The sequence below is a fragment of the Nonomuraea cavernae genome (assembly GCF_040655715.1).
GTDB classification, from domain to species: Bacteria; Actinomycetota; Actinomycetes; order Streptosporangiales; family Streptosporangiaceae; genus Nonomuraea; species Nonomuraea cavernae_A.
In genome coordinates this window covers 296,645-320,839 of record NZ_JBFAKL010000001.1, presented here as the reverse complement: position 1 = coordinate 320,839, position 24,195 = coordinate 296,645, and the positions used below count along the sequence as shown (strand labels likewise).

At 73.4% G+C, this 24,195-nt stretch carries 22 protein-coding genes; 6 read left to right on the top strand and 16 right to left on the bottom strand.

The window, feature by feature from the left end; translation table 11 throughout:
• Window positions 1–8 precede the first annotated feature (8 nt).
• The 3 genes from AB0I38_RS01485 to AB0I38_RS01475 are packed head-to-tail and all read left to right on the top strand — an operon-like array spanning window position 9 to window position 3,609.
• Window positions 9–767, top strand: coding sequence for a carotenoid biosynthesis protein (locus AB0I38_RS01485; RefSeq protein ID WP_358460070.1), 759 nt, complete (start codon window positions 9–11; stop codon window positions 765–767).
• Window positions 755–2,350, top strand: a complete 1,596-nt coding sequence (locus AB0I38_RS01480; RefSeq protein ID WP_358460067.1) for a phytoene desaturase family protein — start codon at window positions 755–757, stop codon at window positions 2,348–2,350. Before AB0I38_RS01485 ends, AB0I38_RS01480 begins: the two co-directional genes overlap by 13 nt.
• Window positions 2,347–3,609, top strand: coding sequence for a glycosyltransferase (locus AB0I38_RS01475; RefSeq protein WP_358460064.1), 1,263 nt, complete (start codon window positions 2,347–2,349; stop codon window positions 3,607–3,609). Before AB0I38_RS01480 ends, AB0I38_RS01475 begins: the two co-directional genes overlap by 4 nt.
• Here AB0I38_RS01475 and AB0I38_RS01470 read toward each other — a convergent pair.
• Window positions 3,560–4,156, bottom strand: a complete 597-nt coding sequence (locus tag AB0I38_RS01470; protein WP_358460061.1) for a glycerol-3-phosphate acyltransferase — start codon at window positions 4,154–4,156, stop codon at window positions 3,560–3,562. The genes AB0I38_RS01475 and AB0I38_RS01470 overlap by 50 nt on opposite strands.
• Between AB0I38_RS01470 and AB0I38_RS01465 the strand changes: the two genes are divergently transcribed.
• Window positions 4,131–4,835, top strand: a complete 705-nt coding sequence (locus AB0I38_RS01465; RefSeq protein ID WP_358460058.1) for a spheroidene monooxygenase — start codon at window positions 4,131–4,133, stop codon at window positions 4,833–4,835. The genes AB0I38_RS01470 and AB0I38_RS01465 overlap by 26 nt on opposite strands.
• Window positions 4,836–4,885: 50 nt before the next feature.
• On the opposite strand, the gene plsX is transcribed toward AB0I38_RS01465, so the two are convergent.
• The 14 genes from plsX to AB0I38_RS01395 all read right to left on the bottom strand — a co-directional run bounded on the left by plsX (window position 4,886) and on the right by AB0I38_RS01395 (window position 19,941).
• Window positions 4,886–5,950 carry a phosphate acyltransferase PlsX gene (gene plsX / locus AB0I38_RS01460; protein ID WP_358460055.1) on the bottom strand — a complete coding sequence of 355 codons (1,065 nt, stop codon included), beginning with the start codon at window positions 5,948–5,950 and terminating at the stop codon, window positions 4,886–4,888.
• A complete protein-coding gene (locus AB0I38_RS01455; RefSeq protein ID WP_358460052.1) occupies window positions 5,947–6,846 on the bottom strand; it encodes a phytoene/squalene synthase family protein in 900 nt (299 codons plus the stop codon). The genes plsX and AB0I38_RS01455 overlap by 4 nt, the downstream gene beginning before the upstream one ends.
• Window positions 6,843–8,309, bottom strand: a complete 1,467-nt coding sequence (locus AB0I38_RS01450) for a phytoene desaturase family protein (protein WP_358460049.1) — start codon at window positions 8,307–8,309, stop codon at window positions 6,843–6,845. Before AB0I38_RS01450 ends, AB0I38_RS01455 begins: the two co-directional genes overlap by 4 nt.
• Window positions 8,309–9,361 carry a polyprenyl synthetase family protein gene (locus AB0I38_RS01445; protein ID WP_358460046.1) on the bottom strand — a complete coding sequence of 351 codons (1,053 nt, stop codon included), beginning with the start codon at window positions 9,359–9,361 and terminating at the stop codon, window positions 8,309–8,311. Before AB0I38_RS01445 ends, AB0I38_RS01450 begins: the two co-directional genes overlap by 1 nt.
• Before the next feature lie 116 nt (window positions 9,362–9,477).
• A complete protein-coding gene (locus AB0I38_RS01440; RefSeq protein WP_358460043.1) occupies window positions 9,478–9,957 on the bottom strand; it encodes an RNA polymerase sigma factor in 480 nt (159 codons plus the stop codon).
• Between the two features lie 79 nt (window positions 9,958–10,036).
• On the bottom strand, window positions 10,037–11,095 hold the full coding sequence (locus AB0I38_RS01435; protein ID WP_358460040.1) for a MerR family transcriptional regulator: 1,059 nt from the start codon (window positions 11,093–11,095) through the stop codon (window positions 10,037–10,039).
• A gap of 276 nt (window positions 11,096–11,371) precedes the next feature.
• Entirely contained in the window at window positions 11,372–12,958 is a 1,587-nt protein-coding gene (locus AB0I38_RS01430) for an ABC transporter ATP-binding protein (RefSeq protein WP_358460037.1), read from the bottom strand.
• A complete protein-coding gene (locus tag AB0I38_RS01425) occupies window positions 12,955–14,082 on the bottom strand; it encodes a serine hydrolase domain-containing protein (protein ID WP_358460034.1) in 1,128 nt (375 codons plus the stop codon). Before AB0I38_RS01425 ends, AB0I38_RS01430 begins: the two co-directional genes overlap by 4 nt.
• Window positions 14,079–14,543, bottom strand: a complete 465-nt coding sequence (locus AB0I38_RS01420) for a GNAT family N-acetyltransferase (protein WP_358460031.1) — start codon at window positions 14,541–14,543, stop codon at window positions 14,079–14,081. The genes AB0I38_RS01425 and AB0I38_RS01420 overlap by 4 nt, the downstream gene beginning before the upstream one ends.
• A complete protein-coding gene (locus AB0I38_RS01415; protein WP_358460028.1) occupies window positions 14,540–15,706 on the bottom strand; it encodes an anhydro-N-acetylmuramic acid kinase in 1,167 nt (388 codons plus the stop codon). Before AB0I38_RS01415 ends, AB0I38_RS01420 begins: the two co-directional genes overlap by 4 nt.
• Window positions 15,703–16,602 (bottom strand): N-acetylmuramic acid 6-phosphate etherase, encoded by a 900-nt coding sequence (murQ, locus tag AB0I38_RS01410; RefSeq protein ID WP_358460025.1) that lies wholly within the window; start codon window positions 16,600–16,602, stop codon window positions 15,703–15,705. The genes AB0I38_RS01415 and murQ overlap by 4 nt, the downstream gene beginning before the upstream one ends.
• Entirely contained in the window at window positions 16,599–17,426 is an 828-nt protein-coding gene (locus AB0I38_RS01405) for an ABC transporter permease (RefSeq protein ID WP_358460022.1), read from the bottom strand. The genes murQ and AB0I38_RS01405 overlap by 4 nt, the downstream gene beginning before the upstream one ends.
• On the bottom strand, window positions 17,423–18,394 hold the full coding sequence (locus AB0I38_RS01400; RefSeq protein ID WP_358460019.1) for an ABC transporter permease: 972 nt from the start codon (window positions 18,392–18,394) through the stop codon (window positions 17,423–17,425). Before AB0I38_RS01400 ends, AB0I38_RS01405 begins: the two co-directional genes overlap by 4 nt.
• A 2-nt stretch (window positions 18,395–18,396) precedes the next feature.
• A complete protein-coding gene (locus AB0I38_RS01395; protein ID WP_358460016.1) occupies window positions 18,397–19,941 on the bottom strand; it encodes an ABC transporter substrate-binding protein in 1,545 nt (514 codons plus the stop codon).
• A 97-nt stretch (window positions 19,942–20,038) separates the two neighbouring features.
• Here AB0I38_RS01395 and AB0I38_RS01390 point away from each other — a divergent pair, with 97 nt between their 5' ends.
• Window positions 20,039–20,923 (top strand): MurR/RpiR family transcriptional regulator, encoded by an 885-nt coding sequence (locus AB0I38_RS01390; protein ID WP_358460013.1) that lies wholly within the window; start codon window positions 20,039–20,041, stop codon window positions 20,921–20,923.
• A 171-nt stretch (window positions 20,924–21,094) separates the two neighbouring features.
• Window positions 21,095–23,212 (top strand): sensor histidine kinase, encoded by a 2,118-nt coding sequence (locus tag AB0I38_RS01385; protein ID WP_358460010.1) that lies wholly within the window; start codon window positions 21,095–21,097, stop codon window positions 23,210–23,212.
• Between the two features lie 15 nt (window positions 23,213–23,227).
• Here the strand turns inward: AB0I38_RS01385 and AB0I38_RS01380 are convergent, their stop codons facing one another.
• On the bottom strand, window positions 23,228–24,181 hold the full coding sequence (locus AB0I38_RS01380; RefSeq protein WP_358460007.1) for an NAD-dependent epimerase/dehydratase family protein: 954 nt from the start codon (window positions 24,179–24,181) through the stop codon (window positions 23,228–23,230).
• Window positions 24,182–24,195 lie beyond the last annotated feature (14 nt).

Here is a 24,195-nt window from a genome sequence, read left to right as displayed (position 1 = left end):
ATCAGGACATGGACGCTCTCCGCGGTGCACCCGTCACCCGGCCCGCGCTGGGACAGGCGCTGGGCTCGATGTTCCTGTGCGCCATGGTCGTCGCCCAGGTGATGTCCGGGCTGAGCGACGACCCGCTGCCGTTCACCGGCGTCGTCGTGGCGCTGCTGGCGGTGAGCGCCGTGGGCTTCGCGGCGGCGCCGCTGGGCTGGCCGCGGGCCGTGGCCGCCTTCGGCGCGGCGGTGGCGGTCGGCTACCTGGCCGAGCTGGTCGGCGTCCACACCGGGTTCCCGTTCGGCGCCTACCACTACACCGGCGCGCTGTGGCCGCAGGTCGGCGGGGTGCCGCTGGTGGTGGCGCTCGCGTGGGGAGGCATGGGGCTGGCCGCGTACGGGATCGGCGCGGCCGTCGGCGGGAGAGCCGGCGTGGTGGTGGGCGCTCTGGCGCTGACCGCGTGGGACCTGTTCCTGGACCCGCAGATGCTCAGGCTCGGGCTGTGGGTGTGGGCCGAACCGGGCCCCTACCGAGGCGTGCCAATGAGCAACCTGGCCGGCTGGCTCCTGGTGTCTCTGCTGGTCATGGTGGTCGTCCGGCGGATCGCCGGACGCGACCGCCCGGTCGGCGCCGGGCTGCCGGCCCTGTACACGACGATGGCCGCGATGGAGACGCTCGGGTTCGCGGCGGTGTTCCAGCCGCCCGACCCGCTCGTCGCGGCAGTGGGAGGGGTGGCGATGGGCACGTTCGCGGCGCTGGGGTGGAGGCGGCTGTGGCTTCGGTGACCGTGGTGGGCGGCGGCTTCGGCGGCATGGCCGCCGCGCTCCTGCTGGCCCGGCAGGGCCACGAGGTCCGGCTGTACGAACGGCTGCCCCGGCTCGGGGGCAAGCTCGCCGAGCACCGTCGCGACGGGTTCACCTTCTCCCTCGGCCCTTCGCTGCTCACCATGCCGGACGTGTTCCGCGAGCTTGGGCTGGAGCGGGAGCTGATCGAACCGGCCGAGCTGTGCCGCTACCGGTTCGCCGACGGCTCCCAGCTGACCGCCCGGCGCGACCCCGCCGAGATGGCCGCCGAGGTCGACCGCCTCGCCCCCGGAGAGGGCGCCGCCTGGCGGGCCTTCCACGCGTGGGCCGGCCGCTGCCTCGCCGCCGCCGGCCGTACCTTCTTCGCCGGACCCCTCACCCGCCCTCCGGAGCAGGCACGCCCGGCCGACCTTCTCGCCGTCGCGCCCGGCCGCACCCTGCACGGCCTGGCGCGCCGCCACTTCCGAGACCCGCGCCTCATCCAGTACGTCGACCGCTACGCCACCTACGCCGGCTCCGACCCGCACCGGGCCCCCGCCGCGCTCGGCTGCATCCCCGCGCTGGAGCACGGTCAGGGCGGCTGGTACGTGCCCGGCGGCCTGCCCCGGCTCGCCGACGACCTGGCGGCGCTGCTGGACAAGGCGGGCGTCCAGGTGCGCCTGTCGGCCCCGGTGGCCGCCATCACCGCCAGCGGCGACCGGGTCACCGGGGTACGGCTCGCGGATGGCGAACGGGTGCCCGCCGACATCGTGGTCGCCAACACCGACGCCGCGAGCCTGTACGGCGACCTGCTGCCGCACCGGCGGCGGCTGCGCCGGATCGCCCGGCTGGGCCGGTCCTCGTCGGTGTTGCTGCTGCTGGCCGGCGTCGAAGGCCGCACGCCCGGGCTGGCGCACCACTCGATCGTCTTCTCCGCCGACTACCGGCAGGAGTTCGCCGACATCTTCGAACGCCGCGTGCCGCCGCGCGACCCGACCGTCTACGTCGGCTGCTCGGCCGTCGACGACCCGTCCCAGGCGCCGGCCGGCGCCGAGAACCAGGTCCTGCTGGTCAACGTGCCCGCCCGCGATCCGGGCCGGTGGCCGATGTCCGTGGAGTCGTACCGGGACCTCGTGCTGGAACGGCTCGCCGAGCGCGGCCACGACCTGGCCGGGCGGCTGCGCTTCGTCGACACCTTCACCCCGGCCGACCTGCGCGACCGTTACGGTGCCTGGGGCGGAGCCATCTACGGCGCCGCCACGCACGGGACGCTCTCGCCGTTTCTGCGGCCCGGTAACCGCGGCCCCCGGCGCGGCCTCTACCTCGTGGGCGGCTCCGCCCACCCCGGCGGCGGCCTCCCCATGGTCACCCTGGGCGCCCGCATCGTGGCCGGCCTCGTCGCGCAGGACTTCCCCACGGCCGCGAGGCGGGACGGCCGACCGGACTCCCGGATTCACGTGGCCGGGGAGGGCCGACCGGGTGTTCGTGCTCGCGGCGAACGGGAGGAGCGATCAGGTGTTCGTGCTCCCGGTGAACGGGAGGGCCGACCAGGCGTTCGGGCTCCCGGGGGAAGGGAGTGCCGGTGAGGATTCGGCCGCTTGCCGTGGCCCAGACCGTCGCGGCCGTCGTCGTCGCCACTCGTCTCGCCCGAGGTCGCGACCGCCTGCCGCCCCTGCGTCCCGCCACGCCGCCCGCTGACGACCGGCTGTCCGGGGAGGCTCGGGCGCGGGCCATGAAGGCGCCTGACGAGGCGGCCCGGGGCGGGTGGCCCGACCGGGGGATCTCTGTGGGAGTGCCGGCACGTGACGAGGGGGGCCGGGGCGGGTGGGCCGACCGGGGGATCTCCGTGGTGGTGCCGGCGCGGGACGAGGAGCGGCGGATCGGGGCGTGCCTGCGGGCCGCCCTCGCGGACCCGTACGTCGACGAGGTGATCGTCGTGGACGACGGCTCGACCGACGGGACGGCGGCGCTGGCCGCGTCACTGGGCGCCAAGGTGGTCACCGGCGCCCCGCTGCCCGCCGGGTGGGTCGGCAAGCAGTGGGCGTTGCGCCAGGGCGTGGCGGCGGCGCAGAGGGACGTCGTCATCACGCTGGACGCCGACGCCCGGCCGGACCCGGGCCTGTTCGGGGCGGTGGCCGCCGCGCTCGACGGCCGCGACCTGGTCACCGTGGGACCTCGGTTCAGCTGCGACGGCGACCTGGAGCAGGCGTTGCACGCGTCGATGCTGGCGACGCTGGTCTACCGGTTCGGCCCCATCGGCCCGGCCACCCCGCCCGCGCCGCACCGCGCGGTCGCGAACGGCCAGTGCATGGCGTTCCGGCGTGAGCGGATGCTCGCGGCCGACGGGTTCGCCCGGGTGCGCGACCGGATGACCGACGACGTCGCGCTGGCCCGCCACCTGGCGGGTGAGGGCTGGGTGGTCGCGTTCCTCGACGCTGGGGCGCTGCTGGAGGTCGACATGCACGACTCGACGGCGGAGCTCTGGCGCGAGTGGGGCCGGTCGCTGCCGCTGCGGGACGTGACCGGCCCCGGCTGGCAGGCGGCCGATCTGGCGGTCGTCTGGCTGACCGCCGCGCTGCCCGTGCTGCGGCTGGCGATCGGCCGCCCGTCCCGGCTCGATCTGGCGCTGCTGGCCGTACGGTGGCTGCTGGCCGGGGCGTTGCGCGGCAGCTACAGCCGGCCGGGTGCCGGCCTTTGGCTCTCACCACTGCTCGACCCCGCCACGGCGGTCCGCCTGACGCAGGCCACCCTGCGCCCGGTCCGCACCTGGCGGGGCCGCACCTACCCGCCGGCGGTCAGGGGCGCTGGGCGGCCAGGGCGGCCTGGCCGAAGCGCAGGCCGATGAGGCAGAGCAGCGCACCTGTCGCGGCCACCTGCGGGGCGGGGACGAACAGCAGTTGCAGCACCGGCACACCGAACACGGCGACCCTCGCGCCCACCGCGAACGACCGGGCCGCCAGGGAGACGAGCACGAGCGCCAGAACGGCCAGCAGGAAGGCGGGCAGGCAGATGACGGCGACGCCCCCGGCGAAGGCGAGAATCGAGCGACCGCCCCGGAACCCGGCGAACACCGGCCAGGCGTGGCCGATCATGGCGCCCGCCACGGCCACGTACACCGGCAGCACGCTGGGCGGTGCCACGACCGCCCATTCACCGACGTGCCCGCCCCCGGCGAACAGGCCGAGCAGCCCCGCCACGGTGCCCTTCAGCGTGTCGCCGGCGAACACCGGCACCGCGGCCCGCCAGCCCAGTTGCTCCTTCATGTTCCAGAAGCCCGGGTTGCGGTCGCCGACCTCCCGCGGGTCGAACCCGTGGGCGCGCGCGACCAGCAGGGCCACCGGCACCGAGCCGGCCAGGTAGCCGCCGATGAGCGACACCAGCACTACGACCATCGCCTCGTTCCACCTCATCCGATACGACACCGTTGGCGCGATGCGCCACATGGCCTTCGACCGGCCGGTGCTGCGGAGCACCGGCGGGCTGCGGTTCTGGCGGCTGCTGGGCACCGGCCGGGGCCCGAGCATGTCGCTGGGAGCCGACCTGCGCCGCTGGGCCCTGTTCGCGGTCTGGCGCGGCGAGCCGGACCTGGACGACTTCCTGCGGAGCTCGCCGATCGCGGCCCGCTGGCGGGACGAGGCGCGGGAGTCCTGGCACGTCCGGTTGCGCCCGCTGGCCGCACGCGGCGCCTGGGGCGGTGTCGACCCGTTCGCCCCCGTGGCCGCCGGACAGGGCGCAGCCGGGCCCGTGGCGGTGCTGACGCGGGCGTCGATCCGGGCCGGTCGGCTGGCGGCGTTCTACCGCTCGGTCCCGGCGGTGGACCGGGCGCTGCGCGAGCAGGACGGGCTGCTGGCCTCGGTCGGCATCGGCGAGTGGCCGCTGGCCCGCCAGGCCACCTTCTCCCTGTGGCGCGACGCGCGCGCCGTCCGCGACTTCGCCTACGGCACCGCCCACCACCGGACCGTCATCACCCGCGTACGAGCTCACGACTGGTACGGCGAGGAGCTGTTCGCCCGCTTCACCCCGTACGGAAGCCAGGGCGCCTGGAACGGCGCCGACCCCCTGCGCGCGTGAGACCGTCACCGCACCGGCACCGGCGCCGAGGTCGGGATCGGGTGACTCGGTCACGGCACCTGCTCCCTCGCGAGGGTGCGGGGCGCCGCGACCTCGGACGTGATCCGGGACGCGACGCCGGCGCGGGCCAGGTCGTGGGCCACCACGCAGGCGCGGGCGATGGTGGCGGCCGTGGCCGAACCGTGGGCCACGACCGCGGTGCCCCTGAGGCCGAGCAGGGCGGCGCCGCCGTGGGTGCGCGGATCGTAGCGGGCCGCCACCCCGGCGAGCTGGGCGGGCGAGGCGATCCCGGAGGCCGCGACCATGGCGAGCGCGGTGCGTACGGTGCCCTCGACGTTCTTCAGCACGACGTTGCCGGTGAAGCCGTCGGTGGCGATCACGTCCACGGTGCCGGCGAGCACGTCGTGGCCCTCGATGTTGCCGTGGAAGCGCAGCGGCAGGCCGGGCAGGATCTCGGCGGCGCGGCGGGCCAGCCGGTTGCCCTTGCCGGGCTCGGAGCCGATGGACAGCAGCCCCGCCACCGGGTCGGCGACGCCCAGCACGACCCGTGCGTACGCCGCGCCGAGCAGCGCGAACTGGCCGATCATCTCCGGCGTGGGGTCGGCGGTCGCCCCGGCGTCGACCAGCACGCTGGCCCCGCCTTCCAAGGACGGCAGCGCCACGGCCAGCGCGGGCCGCAGGACGCCCTCGGCCCGGCCGATCCCGCGCACGGCGCAGGCGACGACCGCTCCGGTGGACCCGGCCGACACGAAGGCGCCTCCCGCGCCCTGACGTACCAGTTCGCAGCCCATCACGAGACTGGAGGTAGCGCTGGCGGCGGCGCGCGCGCCGGGCTCAGCCATGGGCACGGCGTCCGGCGCGTGCACCACGCCGACGTCGCGGGTCGCGCCGAGCCGGTCCAGCCGGTCGCGCAGCAGCGGTTCGCGGCCGACGAGGAGCACGGGCACGCCGTGTTCGCGCCAGGCGCGCACGGCGCCGTCCACGGTCTCGGCCGGGCCGTGGTCGCCGCCCATCGCATCCACCACGACGGTCGGCGTGCCGACGATGCCTGGCCCGACGGTCCCAGTCGGGGCGGTGCCCGTCCCGACGGTCCCGGTTCCGGCGGTCCCCGTCACGACGGCTCCAGCCGCAGCAGGCGTTCGGCCCGGCCGGTCGAGGCCGAGGCGATCAGGTGGCGGGCGAACGTGACGACCCGGCGGCGGCGCGGCACCCGTGCCCGCCTGACCAGGACGTCGTAGCCGCTGCGCTCGATCTCGGTGAGGATGCCGCCGTACAGCTCCACGGCGGCGCGCACGCACGGCCGCGAGGACGGTACGAGCAGCTCGATGCCCTCGGCGGCGGCGCGGTAGTGCTCGCGCGCGCGGTCCGCCTCGAACGCGAGCAGCTCGCGCACGGCGGGCCCGGCGTGCGCGAGGCGCAGGTCCGACTCCTCGACCCCGAACTTGGCCAGGTCCTCCTGCGGCAGGTAGACGCGCTCCCTGGCGAGGTCCTCGGACACGTCGCGGAGGAAGTTGGTGAGCTGGAAGGCCAGGCCGAGTTGCCGGGCGGGCTCGCGGGCCCGCGCCTCCGCGCCGGGCACGGGCTCCAGGATCGGCAGCATCATGGTGCCGATGACGGCCGCCGAGCCCTCCATGTAGCCGAGCAGGTCGTCGTAGCTCTGGTAGCGGGTCACCGACAGGTCGGCGCGCATCGCGCGCAGGAAGGCGTCGATGTCGCCGCGTTCGACGCCGAAGGAGCGGACCGTGTGCAGGAAGGCGGGCAGCACCGGGTCGTGCACGCGCTCGCCCGCCAGCCCGGCGGCCACCTCGGCGGCCAGCGTGTTGAGCGCGCCCGCGCGGTCGCCGGTCACGAGGAAGGAGTCGACGATCTCGTCGGCGTGGCGGGCGAAGCCGTACAGGGCGTGCACGTGCCGCCGCTTCCACGCGGGCAGCAGGCGGGTGGCCAGGTAGTAGGAGCGGCCATAGCCGGCGTGCAGCCGGCGGCAGCGTTCGTAGCTGGCGGTGAGGGTCATCGCGCGGCCTCCAGGATGCGGGCGGCGGCCAGCCGTCCGGAGATCAGCACCGGCGGCACACCCACTCCGGGAGCGGTGTACATGCCGGCGAAGTGCAGGCCGGGAATCCGCCTGGCCACGCCGGATGGGCGGAACCAGGCGGTCTGGGTGAAGCGGTGGTCCAGCGCGAACGGGGTGCCCGCGCTGTGGCCGAGCCGCTGCCAGGCAGGCGGGTCCAGGACCAGGCCGGGGGCGTCGGACAGGTCGCCGTAGCCGAGGCCGGCCAGCCGCTCACGCAGGCGGTGCTCCAGCTCGGGACGCAGCCGCCGCCAGTCGGCACCCGTCAGGTTGGGGGCGGGTTCCAGCACGCTGAGCGTGGCGTGCCCGGCGGGCGCCGCGTCGGCGTCCCGCGGATAGGTGATCAGCAGGCTCGGGTCCGGCTGCGGCTGCCCGTTCTCCAGGGCGCTGAAGGTCTCCTTCCAGGTACGCCCGAAGTGCAGGGTGTGGTGGGCCTGGCCGGGCAGTTCGCGGTCGAGCCCGGCGTGCAGCACCAGGCAGGACGGCGAGAAGCGGGGGCGGCGCCAGCGCCAGTCGACGGCCCGTTCGGGCAGCAGCCGGGCGGCGCGGGCGGCGGGCAGGTCGCAGGCGATCACCACGTGGCTCGCGGGCAGCCACTCGCCCCCGTCGAGCCGCACGCCCGTGACGCCGTCGCCGTCCGCCTCGACCCGGCTCGCGCGCACCCCGTAGCGCAGGCAGGCGCCCTTCTTCTCGGCCAGGGCGGCCAGGGCGCGCGGGACGGCGTGCATGCCGCCCCGCTCGGGGAAGTAGACGCCGCCGACGGTGTCCATGTGCGCGATCACCGCGTAGACGCCGAGTGCCCGCTGGGGTGACAGGCCCACGTACAGGGCCTGGAAGGTGTGGGCCCTGATCAGCCGCTCGTCGGTGAGGTGGGCGGCGGCGAGCCGGTCGAGCCGCCGGAAGCCGCCGAGGGCGGCCAGCCTGAGCAGGGCCAGGGGCCGGACCAGGGCGCGCGCCCGGGTCATGTCGGCGTCGATGAACGCGGGCCACTCCGCCTCGAACAGCTCGCCGAGCCGCCTCCGGTAGGCGAGGTACCGGCCGGCCTCGGCCGGGCCGCAGAGCCGCCGCACCTGCTCGGCCATCTCCTCCCGCTCGGACACGATGTCCAGGTGGGAGCCGTCGTGGAAGGCCAGCCGGTAGGCCGGGTCGAGGCGGCGCAGCGGCAGCCAGGCCGCGAGGTCCTCGCCGGCGGCGGCGAACGTGTCGGCCAGCACGTCCGGCATGGTCAGGACCGACGGGCCGGTGTCGAACCGGTACGGGCCGGCGTTCGCGGTGCCGCAGCACCCGCCGGGCCCGTCGCCCGCCTCGACCACGGTCACCTCGCGGCCGGCCGCGGCCAGCCGGACGGCGGCGGACAGGCCGCCCAGACCGGCGCCGACCACCACCACGGGCGCGTGCCGGCTCATCAGAACGTCCTCTCGGTGGCCAGGCCGGCGAGGTCGACGAGGGCGACCACCGCGTCGGCCGGCAGCTCGCGGGCGACCGCCAGCGCGGCCGTGGACTCGCCGACCAGCTCGGCGATGCGTTCCTCGACCGCCGCCAGGGCGCCGCAGGACACGATCAGCTCGCGCGCGGCGGTGAGGTCGTCCTCGTCGCGCGGGTGGTCGAGGAGCGCGGCGTCGCGCCCGGCCCGAGCGCGGGCCTGCGCGAGGAGGTAGGTGGCCTTGCCCTGCCGAAGGTCGTCCCCGGCGGGCTTGCCGGTGCCTGCCGGGTCGCCGAACACGCCCAGCACGTCGTCCCTCAGCTGGAACGCCTCGCCCAGCGGGATCGCGTACGCGCTCAGCCGCCGCCGGATCTCCGGTGTGCCACGCGCGATGGCGTGGCCGAGGTGCAGCGGCCGCTCGATGGTGTACTTGGCCGTCTTGTAGACCGAGATGTGCGCCGCCTGCCGCACGCCCACCGCGCCGCGCGCGGTCCAGGCCAGGTCCAGGTACTGGCCGCCGATCGCCTCCTGGCGCAGCAGGGTGAAGACCTCCAGCGCCGGGCCGAGCTCGTCGCCGGTGTCGAGCAGGGCGGCGTCGGCCCAGGTGAAGGCCAGCAGGCCGAGCAGGATCGCGGCCGACTCGCCGAACCGGCCGGGATCGCCCCGCCAGCGCGACTCCCGGTGCAGCTCGGCCAGGGCGAGGTGGGCGCTGACCCCGCCCCGCCGGGCGTCCGCCTGGTCCATGACGTCGTCCAGCAGCAGCGCCGCCGCGTGCATGATCTCGATGGCGCATCCCGCCGCCAGGACCGCGTCGAGCCGGTCGTCCGTGCCGCCGGCCGCCCGGTGGCCCCAGTAGACGAACGACGGCCGCAGCCGCTTGCCGCCGTCGCGCACGAAGCCGGTCAGGAAGTCGCGCAGCGGCCCGGCGTCCTGTCCCAGGAAGGCGAGCCCGTCGCCCTGCTGGTCGAGGAACTTCTCCAAGCGGTCGTCGATCAGCTCGCGGACGGTGTCGGCCCGGGAAGTCACCGTGGTCATGGATGCCACTCCTCCATCGCGGACGCTTCGCATCTGTTTCACACCCGTGCCCGATCGCCGGTATTGAGGCGTCCGGGGACATGTAAAGAACTGATGATCAACGGTTTCCTCTCGGGTCAGGTCAGGAGCGTCGCCAGCCGGTGCAGGCCGCGGGAGGTCCTGGCCTTGACCGTGCCGAGCGGGACGCTGAGCCGTTCGGCGATCTCCCGCTGGCTCAGGCCGGCGTAGTAGGCCAGCACGATCGCCTCCCGCTGGGCCACGGGCAGCTCGGCGAGCGCGCGGTGCAGCCGGTCGCGCTCGGCCAGCGTGGTGGCGCCGGTTCGCCCGTCGTCCCCAGCGGGCTCGGCGGCGTCGTCGAGCGGGACCGTGAGCGGCCTCCTGCGGCGCAGGTGGTCGACCGCGCGCTTGTGCGCGATGCCCAAAAGCCAGGCGCGCGGGCTGCGGCCGGGGTCGTAGCGGTCGCGCGAGCGCCACGCCTCGGTGAAGACCACCTGCAGCATGTCGTCGACCTCCTGCGAGGGCACGAACCTGCGCAGGTACGTCCGCACTGATGACGCATGGGTGCGGTAGATCTCGGAAACCTGGTCAGTCCCCATGACTGCACCCCCTAAATAAGTTACTCAAAACTTATTCAAACAGAGGCAAGCGAATCCGCGCAACCCGGTCACGGAAAGCTCAGTGCAGCGCGTCCAGGACGGCCGAGACGGCCTCGTCGAAGCTGCGAACCCGGACGACCCGGCGCGGCAGCGGCTCCCACCAGCCGTTTCCGCCCACCACGAGCTTCGCCGGAGGCCGCAGTGCGGGCAGCGCCGCGAGCGGGGCCGGATCGCCGGTCGTCTCCTGCTGCGACCAGACGAACACCACGGCCGGCCCGAGCCTGCGCATCGCGGCCGCCAGCGCCGAGTAGGGCACCCGCGCGCCCAGCGTCCGCGCGTCGACGCCCCGCTCGGCCAGCCCGGCGGCCAGCGCGTGCACCGGCAGACTGTGCTGCTCGTCCTCGGCGCAGGCCAGCAGGACGGCCCTGCCGGTCACCGGCACGGGGTGCCGCTCGGCGTGGCGGTGCAGCTCGGCCAGCAGCCGGTCGGAGAACAGGTGCTCCACGTCGATGCCCGAGCCCGTCCGCGCCTGCGTACGGCAGATCCGCTCGAACACCGGCAGCACCAGCTCCTGCCAGGTCCAGCGCACGCCGCGGCTGTCGAGCGCGGCGGCCACGGCGGCGGCCACCGTCGGACCGTCCAGCGCGTCGGCCGCCCGCGCCAGCCGCGCCATCGACGGCACCGCCACCCGGCGCGGCCCGACAGGAGCCTTCGCCGGGGCTCGTTCCGGCGCGGCCTTGGGCGCGGCCTTCGACGTGGCTTCCGCCGTGGCTTCCGCCGTGGCTTCCGGCGTGGCTTCCGGCGTGGCTTCCGAGGGCAACGCTTCGGAGGGGGTGGCTTCCGGCGGCGGCCCTTCCGAGGGCGGGGCTTCGGTGGGCAGGGAGAGGCGCAGCGCCTGGGCGGCCGCGTCGGCGGGCGCGATGCCGGACTTGATCAGCCGGTTCATCTCCTCCAGCCGCAGCAGGTCACCCTCGTCGTAGCGCCGGTGACCGCCGGGGCTGCGGCGGCTCGGCCCCAGGCCGTAGCGCTGGTTCCAGGTGCGCAACGTTGGCGCGGGCACGCCGAGCCGCCGCGCGACCGCTCCGATGCCGTAGCCGGGTCCCGCGTCGCCGGCGCCGTTCGCTCCTGACTCCACCATGGGATTCTTTCGGAAATTCCAGGCCAGGGGTTCCGCTCGGCGGCCACGCGCTCGAAGTCGTTCGGCCACGGGCGGAGTCGCGGCCAGCGGCGTGCCGTCGGCAGAGGAGCCGTCGGCGGAAGGACCGTCAGGGGATGGACTGTCAGGGGATGGACTGTCAGGGGATGGACTGTCAGGGGAAGGACCGTCAGGGGAAGGACCGTCAGGGGAAGGACCGTCAGGGGATGGAAACGTCGGCGGGAGGAAACGTCGGCGGGATGGACGACGACGGCGGTTTCAGACGCCCGGGATGGCGGCCAGCAGCTCGCGGGTGTAGTCGGCCTCGGGACTGTCGAAGATGTCGTTCGCGGTCCCGCTCTCCACGATCCGCCCCTGCCGCATCACGTGGACGGTGTGCGAGATCATCCGGACCACCGCCAGGTCGTGGCTGATGAACAGGTAGCTGAGCCCGAGCTCGCGCTGCAGCTCGGCCAGCAGCTCCAGGATCTGCGCCTGCACCAGCACGTCGAGGGCGGAGACGGCCTCGTCGAGCACCACGAGGTCGGGCGAGAGCGCGAGCGCCCTGGCGATGGCGACCCGCTGGCGCTGCCCGCCGGACAGCTCGTGCGGCAGCCGCTGAGCCAGCGAGGCGGGCAGGGAGACCTGGTCGAGCAGCTCGGTCACGGCCTTCGCGCGGCTCGCCTTGGTGCCGACCCGGTGCACTCGCAGCGGCTCGGCGATCGACTTCTCCACGGTGTAGCGGGGGTCGAGCGAGGCGTACGGGTTCTGGAAGACGGGCTGCACCCGGCGGCGGAACGCGAACAGCTCGCGCCGGCCGAGCGAGGTCACGTCGGTGCCGTCGAAGCTGATCCGGCCCGAGGTGATGTCGTCGAGGCCGAGCAGCAGGTTGGCGGTCGTCGACTTGCCCGACCCGGACTCGCCGACGATCGACACGGTACGGCCGCGCGGGATGGTGAAGCTGACCTCGTCGACCGCGGTGAACTCCGTGGCGCTGCCCCGCATCGGGAAGACCTTGCGCAGGTTCTCGACCTCGACCAGGTTCCCCGTGTCCTCCGAGACGGCGGCCGTGCGTACGGACGACAGGCTCGGGACGGCGCGCAGCAGGCGGCGGGTGTAGTCGTGGGACGGGGCGGCCAGGATCTCTGCGGCCGGGCCCGTCTCCACGACCTCCCCCTGGTACATGACGGCCACCACGTCGGCGCGCTCGGCCGCCAGCGCGAGGTCGTGCGTGATGAGGAAGACGGCGGTGCCCATCTCGGCGGTGAGCTGTTCGAGCTGGTCGAGGATGCGCCGCTGGACGGTCACGTCGAGCGCGGAGGTCGGCTCGTCGGCGATGAGCAGCTTCGGCCGGCAGGCCAGCCCCATGGCGATGAGCGCGCGCTGGCGCATGCCGCCGGAGAACTCGTGCGGATACTGGTCGACGCGCTGGGCGGGGTCGGGGATGCCGACCATGTCCAGCAGCTCGGTCACCCGGGCGCGGGCCGCCCGGCCCGAGGCGAGGCCGTGCACCTCCAGCGCCTCGCCGATCTGCTCGCCGATGCGCATCAGCGGGTTGAGGTTGGACATCGGGTCCTGCGGGACCAGCCCGATGCCGGCGCCGCGGATCATGGTCATCTCGCGCTCGCTCGCCCCGGCCAGGTCGCGCCCGTCGAAGAGCACCTGGCCGCCGGTGATGCGGCCGTTGTCCGGCAGCAGCCGGTTGACCGCCGCCGCCGTGGTGGACTTGCCCGAGCCCGACTCGCCGACGACCGCGACGGTCTGGCCGGGCATGATCTCCATGGAGACGCCCTTCACGACGGTGACGTCCTGCTTGCCGGTGCGGAAGGCGACGGACAGGTCGCGGATGGCGAGAAGCGGGGTCATACGGTCCTCGATCGTTCGGTGATGTCGTGCAGCAGGTCGTGCCAGAGGGTGTCGGTGGGCACGGGCGGCCCGTCGGTCAGCAGCCGGTTTCCGGCCAGGACGAGCGCGATGTCGCGGTCGGGGACGAAGCCGATGACGCAGCCCACGAAGCCGGGGTGGCCGAGCACGGTGACGGTCTCGTCCCGGAGCGGGAGCGCGTACCTGCGGAAGCCGAGCGCCTGCTGGGCGTCGGGGCCGGGCGCGAAGAACTCGCGCGCGACCTCGGGCCGCCACAGCCGGTCGTGCTCGCGGTAGGCGGACAGCGCGGCGCAGTAGCGCAGCAGGTCGGGCACCGTGGAGAAGAGCCCGGCGTGTCCTGAGACGCCGCCCGACGCGTGGTGGGCGTTGCCGTCGGCGACCTGCCCGGACACCGGCTCGCGGCGCCAGCCGGTGAAGTCGGCGCTGCGGAAGGGGACGGGGTAGGGCCGCCCGGAGTCGAGCATGTCCATCTCGATCCGGTCGTCCCGCGCGCTCATGGCCACGTCCGGCCCGGCGGGACGGGCGTACCGGGTGGAGCGCAGGCCCAGTGGCCCGGTCACCAGCTCCGCCACCGCGCGGTCCAGGGGGAGTCCGGTGGCGACCTCGACCACCTGCCCGAGCAGGACGAAGCCCAGGTCGGAGTAGTGCCGTTCGTGGCCCGGCCGGTAACGCGGCGGCGGCTGCTCCGGCCGGATGTAGAGCGGCCACCACTCCCACAGCCCGCCCCGGTGCAGCAACAGGTCGCGGACGGAGATGCCGTCGTGGCAGTCCGGCAGGTACGTCCGCACCGGCGCGTCCAGCGAGACCAGGCCGTCGGAGACGAGCCGGATGAGCGCCGTCGTGGTGGCCACGACCTTCGTCACCGAGGCGAGGTCGTGGTGGGTGCCGGCCGTCATCGGCTCCTCGCCGACGCGCACCCCGTCCTCCCAGCGCACGGTCCGGTGCCCGGCGCACTCGGTCCACCCGAACCACGGCGTACGCACCGCCCTGACCAGCCCCGCGGGCCCCTCCCCGGCGGACTGGCCACCGGCGAGCAGGCCGGGCGCGCTCTCGCCGGCTCCGTGGTCCGGCGCGGTATCGCCGGCTCCGCCGTCAGGTGCGGTCATGCCAGCTCCTTGGACAGGCGCAGCTCAGGCTCGCCGAACTCCGGCGTGACGCGGCTGGTGCCGTCCGGGGTCCAGCCCTGACGGCGGTAGAACCCGATCGACGGCAGGTTGTCGCGGAACACCCACAGGAAGCCCCGGCTCACCCCGTCCGCCGCCAGCGCCGACTCCGCCGCGCCAAGCAGCCGCATGCCAAGGCCCCCGCCCTGGGCATGCGGATGTACGTACAGCGAGTGCACGGTGTCGCCGCCGAAACGTGTCACCCCGCGCACCCGCCCGTCCTCGCCGCTCACGACGACCCGGCCGGATGCCAGGGCGGCCGTCCAGAGCTCGCGGGCCCGGTCGGGTGTCATCGCGGACACCAGCCGCTCGGGCAGCACCGACGCGTAGCTCCCGGTCCAGCAGGCGAGGAAGACCTCGACGATGCCGTCCAGGTCGTCGCCCGTCGCCACGCGCGGACTCATCGGCGCAGCGTGAGCGACCGCGGCCGGTCGGCGATCGGCGCGGGCAGGACGAGCGGCTCCGCTCCGGGCGTGAGCGTGCCGAGGACGCGGGCGGCGCGGGCGCCGGTCCCGGCGGGCACGGTGCCCGGCAGGCCGTGGGCGGTGCACCAGCCGATCAGGGCGAAGGCGATCGCCTCCTTCTCGTCCGCCGGAGCGCCGTACTCGTCGGTGAACGTGACGCGCACGCCGGGAAGCGCCTCGCGCAGGCCGTTCGTCATCACGGAGTTGCGGGCGCCGCCGCCGGAGACGACGAGCAGGTCCGCGCCGGAGGCCAGCACCTCGCGGGCGACCGTGCGGACGGTCAGCTCGGTCAGGGTCGCGACCAGGTCGGCGTCACCGGGGCGGCGGCCCGATCTGGCGATCGCCTCCTCGACGTAGGCGAGGTGGAACAGCTCCTTGCCGGTGCTCTTCGGCGTCGGCAGCCGGTAGTAGGGCTCGTCGAGCAGCACGTCGAGCAGCAGCTCGTCCACCTGGCCCGAGGCGGCGATCCGGCCGTCCTCGTCGAAGCCCCGCTCGCTCAGTCCCCTGCTCGACACCACGGCGTCGATCAGCGCGTTGGCCGGCCCGATGTCGTAGGCGACGAGGTCGTCAGGGCCGCGCACCACGGTCATGTTGGAGATGCCGCCCAGGTTGAGCGCCGCCGCGACCCCTTGGTGCCCGGCGAGCAGCAGGGCGTCGAGCACGGAGACCAGCGGGGCGCCGTGGCCGCCCGCCGTGATGTCGCGGATCCGCACGTCCGACAGCACCGGGGCGCCCGTCCGCTCGGCGATCCAGGCGGGCTGGCCGATCTGCAGCGTGCCGAGCGCGTGCGCCTCGTCCACCCAGTGGAACACCGTCTGCCCGTGTGACACGACGAGGTCGACGGGCCCGGCCTCGTCGATCGCCGCGGCCGCGACCTCGGCGAAGCTCTGCCCGATGAGGGTGTCGAGGACGCACACCTCCGCGAGCGTCGTCGGCGCCGGAGGCAGCGCCGCGACCAGTCTGGCGCGCAGCTCCGGCGGGTACGGCGTGCTCGCGGTGAACTCCACCTTGCCGGTGAGCGTCTCGCCGGCCAGGTCGAAGTCGACCACGGCGACGTCGATGGCGTCGTGGGAGGTGCCGGAGATCATGCCGAGGATTCTCATGTGCGTTCTCCAAGTGCGACGCGCAGCCGGCCGCCACTGCGGGCGAGTCGAGCGGCGGCGTCCTGAGGGGTGAGATCGAAGTGGGAGGCCACCACGGCCTGCTTCACGTTGAAGTCGTTCTGGCCGAGCAGGGACAGCGCCTCGTCCCGCCCGGTGCCGGTGATCGACCGGACGATGCGGACGGCCCGCTCGCGCAGCTTGCCGTTGGTGGCCTTGACGTCGACCATCAGGTTTCCGTACGTCTTGCCGAGTTGGACCATCACGATCGTCGAGAACATGTTGAGCACCAGCTTCTGGGCGGTGCCCGCCTTGAGCCGGGTGGATCCGCTCACCACCTCCGGGCCCACGAGCACCTCGATGGGGTGCTCGGCCTCGTCGCTGAGCGGGGTGCCCGGGTTGCAGGCCAGCCCCACCGTCAGCGCCCCGCGCTCGCGCGCCCGGCGTACGGCGGCGAGCACGAACGGGGTGCGTCCGCTCGACGCGATGCCCAGGACGGTGTCGAGCGGGCCGACGCCGGCGGCGTCGATCGCCTCGGCGGCGGCCTGCCGGTCGTCCTCGGCGCCCTCGCGGGGGTGCACGATGGCGCCCTCGCCGCCCGCGATGATCGCGAAGACCTGGTCGGGCGGGGTGCTGAAGGTGGGCGGGCACTCGGAGGCGTCGAGCACGCCGATCCGCCCCGGGGTGCCGGCGCCGACGTAGATCAGCCGGCCGCCCGCCTGCATGCGCTCGGACGCGGCCTCGATCGCGGTGCTGATCTGTGGCAGCGCCCTGGCCACCGCCTGGGGGACGGCCGCGTCGGCTCCGTTCATGGTCGCCGCCAGCTCGGCCACCGTCATCTTGTCGATGTCGGCGAAGCGCGGGTCGGCCGATTCCGTCGTCAGTTCCGAAAGGTTCACCGCTTGCCTCGGTTTCGCGGGTCGAGAGTGTCACGGAGTCCGTCGCCGAGCAGGTTGAGGCCCACGACCAGGAGCACGACGACCGCGCCGGGCGCGATCAACGTCCAGGGGGCCACGAACACCAGGCTGCGCGCCTCGAAGATCATCGAGCCGAGCGAGGGAGCGGGCGGGGGAGTGCCCAGGCCGAGGAAGCTCAGCGACGCCTCGGTGAGCACGGCCCAGGACAGGGAGAGGGCCACCTGGATGACGATGATCGAGGTGATGTTCGGCAGAACGTGCCTCATCATGATCATCCATCGGCTCTGGCCGGTGGAGACCGCCGCCTTGACGTACTCGATCTCCCTGAGCGAGAGCACGGGACCACGCGTCACCCGGATGAAGATGGGCACGTAGACGATCGCGATCGCGATGGCGATCGTGAACCAGTTGCGGTCCAGCACCGAGGCGAGCGAGAGCGCGAGCAGCAGCGGCGGGAAGGCGAACAGCACGTTGGTGACGCCGCCGATGGCCCCGTCGGCGATGCCCCGGTAGAAGCCGGACACCAGCCCGCCGAGGGTGCCGACGACGGTGGCGAAGGCGACCGCGACGAGCGCGATGAGCGCCGAGTTGCCCACCCCGGCCGCCACTCTGGAGAAGACGTCCCGGCCGAACTGGTCGGTGCCGAACAGGTGGCCGGCCGACGGCGACAGGAAGCGCGACGGCGGGTCCTGCGCGATCGGGTCGTGCGGGAGCAGCCCGGCGAACGACAGCAGCGCGACCACGGCGAGCAGCGCCAGGATGACGACGCCGGTGAGCCCTGCCGGGCTTTTGCGCAGGGCCGTCACGAGGCACGCACCCGGGGGTCGATGACCCGGTAGAGCAGGTCGGTCAGCAGGTTGACGATGACGAACGACAGCGCGATGACCAGCACCGTGCTCTGCACGACCGCGTACTCCTTCTGCTGGATGCCGAGCAGCACCTGCCTGCCGACACCGGGGACGGAGAAGATCTGCTCGACCACCACGGCCCCGCCCAGCAGGTAGCCGAACTGCAGGCCGGTCATCGTCACGATCGGCACCAGCGCGTTGCCCAGCACGTGCTTGATCTGCAGGCGGCGCGGCGGCACGCCCTTGGCCCGCGCGGTCCGGACGAAGTCGTTGGAGCGGACCTCCAGCACCGCGGTCCGCGTGGTGCGCAGGATCGGCGCCGCGATGCCGAACCCGAGCACCAGGGCCGGCAGGAGCATCTGCTGCAGGTTGAGCAACGGATCCTCGAACAGGGACGCGAAGCCCTGCCCGTTGGGGTTGAACCCGAACGACGCGGCGAAGATCGAGAGCAGCGTCGTGGCCAGCAGGAAGGCCGGAACCGACAGCCCGGCCAGGCTCACCGCCTGCCCGAGCAGGTCCCTGGGCGAGCCGGTGCGCGACGCCGCCAGCATGCCGAGCGGCACCCCGATCAGCAGCGCCAGCACGATCGACAGCACGGCCAGCTCGAACGTGACCGGCAGCGAGCTCAGCGTCAGGTCGAGCACGCTCTGCTGCGCCCGCGCCGAGTAGCCGAAGTTGCCGGTGAACATGTTGCCGAGCCAGGAGAAGAACTGGGTGAACAGCGACTGGTCGAGGCCATAGAAGCGTTCCAGCGCCTCCCGCTGCGCCGGGGTGAGCGCCGCGGCCTCCGTGCCGAGCCCGGCCGTGATCTGGTTGCCGGGGATCGCCCGGAGCATGACGAACACGAACACGGCCACCCCGAACAGGGTGCCGAGCATGCTCGCCACGCGCCGGACGGCCCGGTTGCGCGTGATCGCTCTCAGCATGACTAGCCGAGCGAGGTCGTACGGAGGTACTGCAGCGAACCGTTGGCCATCGGCTCGAAGCCCTGCACCTGGGCCGCGGTGCCCGTGTAGGTGTAGCTGGTGAACAGCCAGACCCAGGCCGCGTTGTTCTCCAGCTCGGCGGCGACCTTGTCGTAGACCGCCTTGCGCGCGGCCGGGTCGGCCATGGCCCTGCCCTCGGCGAAGAGCTTGTCGAGCGTGGAGGAGCTGTAGCCGGCGACCTTGTTGAGGTTGCCGTCACTGGTGAAGTAGCGGCCGTACATGCCGTCGGGGTCGGGCCGGCCGCCGTTCAACGCCACGGCCGCGTCGAAGTCGCCCGCGACCCAGCGGTCCACGAACGCGCCCGACTCCAGCACCTCCAGGTCCAGGTTGATCTTCGCCTCGGCGAGCTGCGCCTTGAGGTTCTGCGCCTCGTTGACCGAGGTCGCGTACTCACCTTGGGAGACGATCGTCTTGACGGTGACGCCGCTGGACTTGCCGGCCTTGGCCAGGTAGTCGGCCGCCTTGGTCAGGTCACGCTCGGGGCAGGGCCGCTGCCGCGGGTCGGACTTGTAGGCGGGGGCGGTGATCGGCCCGGTCACCTCGCCCTCGCCGAGCGCGGCCGTGTCCAGCACCTGCTTGCGGTCGATCGCGCACTGGATCGCCAGCCGCACGTTGACGTCGCCGAGGTCGCCGCGGCGGGCGTTGAGCTGCAGCGCGTGGTAGCTGAGCTGCGGGGTCTTGGCGACGGCGATCGAGCCGCCCTCGGCGGTCCTGGCCACGAGGGGGTCGTTGAAGACGGCGAGGTGGACGTTGCCCGACTGCATCGCGGAGACGATGGAGGACTCGTCGGGGATCACCCGGAACTCGATCGCGTCCAGCTTGGCCTTCTCGGTGCCCCAGTAGGCGTCGTTCCTGGCCAGGGTGATCGACTGGCTGGCGACGCGCTTGCTCAGGGTGAACGGCCCGGTGCCGTTGGGGGTGGTGTTGAGCTTCTCCTCGGTGTCGTCGGAGGAGAGCATCGCCATGTTGACCGTGGCGAGGTTGGCGGGCAGCGCGGCGTCGGGCGCGGTCAGGTTCAGCACCACGGTGGTCGCGTCGGGCGCCTCCACCGACTTGACCGACGCGAGCGAGGACCGGGACACGGCGGCGGTCGCCTCGTCCATGATCTTCTCAAGCGAGAACTTGACGTCCGCGGAGTCGAACGCGCTGCCGTCGCCGAAGGTCACCCCCTGGCGCAGGGTGAGGGTGAGGGTCTTGCCGTCCTCGGCGGCCTTCCAGGATTCGGCCAGCCCGGGCACCACGTTAAGGTCCTTGTCGAACTCGGTGAGCGTGCCGTAGATGTTCTGCAGCACGTTGACCGCCTGGAACTGCGTGGCCTTCCAGGGGAAGAGCGTGTCCGGGTCGGTGGTCACACCCACGACCAGGTTGCCGTCTGCCGCACCCGAGGCGCCGGTGCCGGACTCGGAGCCGGAGGATGAGGAGCAGCTGGTGAGAGCGATGGACAACGCTGCGGCGATGCCGAACGTGGAGAGCGCGCCACGGGACATGTGGTTTCCTCAGAACAAGTAGGTCATAAAATTACGCAGACCATACCAGCAGCGTACAAAAGTTTCCTTCCAACCCCCCCTGACCTTGTGGGTGACCATGGCTGAAGGCTCCAGGCCGGTGCTGATCCGCATCCGGGCCGCCATACCGGCGCTGCGACCGTCGGAGAGGCGCATCGCCGAGCTGTTCGTCGGAGACCCGGAGGTCGCCGCCGGCCTGTCGATCGCCGAGGTCGCGGCCCGCTGCGACACGTCGACCACCACGGTCGTGCGCTTCTACCAGCGGATGGGCTACGCCCACTACAAGAATCTGCGGATGGACCTGGCCACGGAGGTGGCCCGCGAGCAGCTCGCCCGCACCAGCCTCCCCGAGGTGTCGGGCGACATCGACCGCCACGACAGCCTGGAAGGCATCGTGTCCAAGGTGGCCGCCAACGAGACGCTGTCCATCGCCGACACGGCCCGCACCCTGGACATGGACGCGCTGGCCGGGGCCGTGTCGCTGGTGCTGGCGGCCCGCCGGATCGACACGTTCGGGGTCGGCGCGAGCGCCCTGGTCGGGCTCGACCTCCAGCAGAAGCTGTCACGCATCGGCCGTACCGCGATCAACTGGCACGACTCGCACTCCGCCTGGACCTCGGCTGCCACGCTCGACGACAGCTGCGTCGCCATCGCCGTCTCCCACACCGGCGCCACCGTCGACACGGTCGAGTTCCTGGCGATCGCCCGCGCGTCCGGCGCCGCCACGATCGCCATCACCAACTTCCGCGAGTCGCCAATCGCCGCCACGGCCGACGTCACCCTCACGACGGCGGCGCGGGAGACCAAGTTCCGCTCGGGGGCGCTCGGCAGCCGCATCGCCCAGCTCATGGTCGTCGACTGCCTTTTCACGGGCGTGGCCCAGGCTTCCTACGACGAGTCGATGGCCGCGCTGCGCAACACGTACACGGTCGTCCACGACCGCGTCATCCGCAAACGGACCTGACCTCGGAGCGGCCGGCCGGCCGGGGTGAGGGCGCCCTCGGGGAACCGGTCCAGGCCTCGTCTGGCCAACTGGGGGGAATTATTACGATAAAAGCGTCATAATCCTGTCCAGTGGGCACGCCGCACACTGAAGAGACAGGACCAGGATGGCCAGATTCGCCATGATCGCCGGGTGTGCCACATTAGCAGGCATCGCCGCACCCACCAGAACGGCGTGCTGATGGCGATGTCCCCGACCTCCGACGATGTCGGAGTGACCCCGGCGCGGGTCGTGGCCGTCATCATGGCCGTCGTGTCCCCGGCGCTCGCCGTGACCGCGCTGGTGATCTGGGCCCGGCTGCCCGAGGCGTGGACACCGGCCGGTGCCACCGTGACCCCGCAGTCGGCCGTCTCCCTGACGTTCCCCGCGGTCGGCGCGTTCCTCATCTACCACCGGCCCCGGCTGAACATGGCGTGGCTGATGTCCGTGGGCGGGCTCGGCGGGTCCGTCAGCGACGTCTCGCAGGCGCTCATGCTGCGGGCCGCCGCCGACGGGGAGCTGGTCCTGGCCTCGTGGCTGAAGTTTCCGGGCCAGGCCGGCTGGGCGGTGTGCGGCTTCACGCTCACCATGCTGCTGCCGTTGTGGTCGCCCGTCGGGCGGTTGCCCTCGCCGCGCTGGCGGCTCGTCCTGGTGCTGGGCGGGGCCGCCCTCACCGCCGCGTCGCTGCGCGCGCTCCTGCGCCCGGATCCGCCGCTGGAGCTCTACCCGTTCCCCGCGGTCATCCCCAACGTGTTCCAGCTCCCCGCGATCGGACCGTACGACCGCCTCATCTTCACGCTCGCCTGGACGTTCATCTACACCGCGATGGTGCTGTCGGCCCTGTCCCTGGCGCTGCGCCTGAAGCGCGCCGACCCGATCGGCAGGCGGCAGATCGGCTGGCCGCTGCTCGCGTTCACCGGCTACATCGTGTTCCTGATCCCGGGGCAGTTCCTGCCGGTGCTGGTGTGGCCCGCGATCATCTGGGCGGGGCTCATCCCGGTCGCCATCGCCTTCTCGGTGACGCGCTACCGGCTCTACGGCATCGACACCGTGGTCAGCCGGGCGTTCGTGGCGGCCGGGCTGCTGATCGTGATCAGCGCGGTCTACTTCGGCGTCGGCGCGCTGTCCAGTCTCGTGCTCTCCGGCTACGACCAGATCGCCGGGCTCGCCTCCGCCCTGTTCGCGGGCGCGTTCTTCCAGCCGCTGCGGCGGCTGCTGCAACGGCTGGTCGACCAGCTCCTGTACGGCAGGGTCGGCGATCCCCGCGTGCTGGCCGAGCGGCTGACGCAGGCGGTGCGGCGCGGCGACCCCGCCGAGGCGCTGACCTCGGTGGTGAGCGTGCTGCGCGACGGTCTGGCGGTCGAGGGCGTCGCCGTGGAGGTGACCGACGGCGAGCCCCGCTACGTCGAGAACGGCCGGGTGGGCAAGGACCCTCGGGAGGTGCCGCTGGTCTGGCACGGAGAGATGGTGGGCCGGCTGCTCGTCGGGCCGCCGGGTCCGCGCCGCTTCCCGGCCGCCCACAACGAGCGGGTGCTGTCCACACTCACCCCGTACGCCGCCGACGTGGCTCACGCGGTCCGCATGGCGGCCGACTTGCAACGTTCCAGGGAACGCATCCTGTCCACCCGTGAGGAGGAACGCCGCCGGCTGCGGCGCGACCTGCACGACGGGCTCGGCCAGACCTTGTCGGCCATGGCCATGACCATCAACATCGCCCGGAGCAGGCTGAAGAAGTCGCCCGAGTCGGCCGACGCGCTGCTGCGGGACCTGCGCTCCGGCATGGACGCGGTCGCCGGCGACATCCGCGAGCTGGTCTACGGCCTGCGCCCGCCCGCCCTCGACGATCTCGGCCTGGCGCGGGCCGTCCGGGCGCTCGCCGGGCAGTCGTCGCCGGACACCGAGATCGAGGTGGAGGTCGAGGGCGACCTGTCCGACCTGCCGGCCGCCGTCGAGGTGGCGGTCTACCGGATCGTCCAGGAGGCCCTCACCAACATCCGGCGGCACGCGGGCGCGACCCGGGCCGACATCGTCCTCCAGCGGGAGCGGTCGGTGCTGCGGGTGCTGATCAGCGACGACGGCCGCGGCCTGCCCGAGGAACGCCGGGCCGGCGTCGGCCTCAGCTCGATGCGCGAACGCGCCGCCGAACTCGGCGGCATCTGCGTCGTCAGCGGGCTGCCGGACGCCGGGACCCGGGTCGAGGTCATGCTGCCGATTCTCGCGGCGGCGGTGGAGCCCCGGACCGAACGGCTCGACCCCCTGGACAGCCGCTGACGGCGCGCCGGCCGGTCAGCGCGCGATGGTGCCCGCGGCGACGAGCCAGTCGACGGCCTCGGCGATGGCGTCGAGCGAGGTGTGGCGCGGCCGGTGCCCGAGCAGCCGCTCGGCCTTCTCCATGCTGCAGTGGGGGCTGTGCGCGATGTGGTCGTAGGTGACGCGGGCGTCCTCCTCCGGCACCGTCTCGCGCCACTGCTCCCACGGCAGGTAGGCGAGCCGTGCCTCCCGCCCGAACCAGCCCGCCACCGCCTCGGCGTAGCCGCGCAGCGTCAGGGCGGTGGTGGCCACGGAGTGGAAGCCGGCGCCCACGGCGACCGACGGATGGTCGAGCGCCGCCATGAACAGCCGGGCCACGTCGTCGGCGTGTACGTGCTGCACGGTCTCCATGCCCAGGTTGGGCAGGACGACCTCGGCCCCGTCGGCCAGGGCCTGGAACACGGCGGGATTGAGGTTGCCCGCCGGGTTGACCGGCACCCAGCCGGGGCCGGTGATGTGGCCGGGGTGGATGACCGTGGCCGGGAAGCCGTCGCGTTGGGCCCGGTCGAGCAGGTAGGACTCGATGGCGGCCTTCTGGCGGCCGTACTCGCCGATCGGCCGCTTCGGCCGGTCCTCGGTGGTGGGCACCCGCGTGCTGGGGCCGTGCACCCAGATCGTGCCGCAGTGGAGGAAGTGGCGGACCCTGCCGGTCAGCGCCGTCACGAGCTGGCGCGCGCTCGACTCACGGAAGCAGATCAGGTCGATGACGGCGTCGCCCTCCAGGTCGGCGACGCGCCGGCCGAACGTGCCGTCGGCCTCCTCCGCCTCGCGGTCGGCGGTCACCGCCGTGACCCGCTGCCAGGCGCCGTGCGGACTGTACGGCTCGCGCTTGCCCCTGCTCACCGTGACCACGTCGTGGCCCGCGTCGACCAGCCGGGGCACCAGGTAGGTGCCGATGTGACCGCTGGCGCCGATCAGCACTACTCGCATGCGCTCACTCCTGC

Coding starts and splice junctions, on each gene's coding strand:
- AB0I38_RS01485 (WP_358460070.1), top strand. CDS start 9: ATGGACGCTCTCCGCGGTGCACCCGTCACCCGGCCCGCGCTGGGACAG.
- AB0I38_RS01465 (WP_358460058.1), top strand. CDS start 4,131: ATGAGCGACACCAGCACTACGACCATCGCCTCGTTCCACCTCATCCGA.
- AB0I38_RS01470 (WP_358460061.1), bottom strand. CDS start 4,156: ATGGTCGTAGTGCTGGTGTCGCTCATCGGCGGCTACCTGGCCGGCTCG.
- AB0I38_RS01455 (WP_358460052.1), bottom strand. CDS start 6,846: ATGACCCTCACCGCCAGCTACGAACGCTGCCGCCGGCTGCACGCCGGC.
- AB0I38_RS01450 (WP_358460049.1), bottom strand. CDS start 8,309: ATGAGCCGGCACGCGCCCGTGGTGGTGGTCGGCGCCGGTCTGGGCGGC.
- AB0I38_RS01445 (WP_358460046.1), bottom strand. CDS start 9,361: ATGACCACGGTGACTTCCCGGGCCGACACCGTCCGCGAGCTGATCGAC.
- AB0I38_RS01440 (WP_358460043.1), bottom strand. CDS start 9,957: ATGGGGACTGACCAGGTTTCCGAGATCTACCGCACCCATGCGTCATCA.
- AB0I38_RS01435 (WP_358460040.1), bottom strand. CDS start 11,095: ATGGTGGAGTCAGGAGCGAACGGCGCCGGCGACGCGGGACCCGGCTAC.
- AB0I38_RS01430 (WP_358460037.1), bottom strand. CDS start 12,958: ATGACCCCGCTTCTCGCCATCCGCGACCTGTCCGTCGCCTTCCGCACC.
- AB0I38_RS01425 (WP_358460034.1), bottom strand. CDS start 14,082: ATGACCGCACCTGACGGCGGAGCCGGCGATACCGCGCCGGACCACGGA.
- AB0I38_RS01420 (WP_358460031.1), bottom strand. CDS start 14,543: ATGAGTCCGCGCGTGGCGACGGGCGACGACCTGGACGGCATCGTCGAG.
- AB0I38_RS01415 (WP_358460028.1), bottom strand. CDS start 15,706: ATGAGAATCCTCGGCATGATCTCCGGCACCTCCCACGACGCCATCGAC.
- AB0I38_RS01400 (WP_358460019.1), bottom strand. CDS start 18,394: ATGCTGAGAGCGATCACGCGCAACCGGGCCGTCCGGCGCGTGGCGAGC.
- AB0I38_RS01395 (WP_358460016.1), bottom strand. CDS start 19,941: ATGTCCCGTGGCGCGCTCTCCACGTTCGGCATCGCCGCAGCGTTGTCC.
- AB0I38_RS01390 (WP_358460013.1), top strand. CDS start 20,039: ATGGCTGAAGGCTCCAGGCCGGTGCTGATCCGCATCCGGGCCGCCATA.
- AB0I38_RS01380 (WP_358460007.1), bottom strand. CDS start 24,181: ATGCGAGTAGTGCTGATCGGCGCCAGCGGTCACATCGGCACCTACCTG.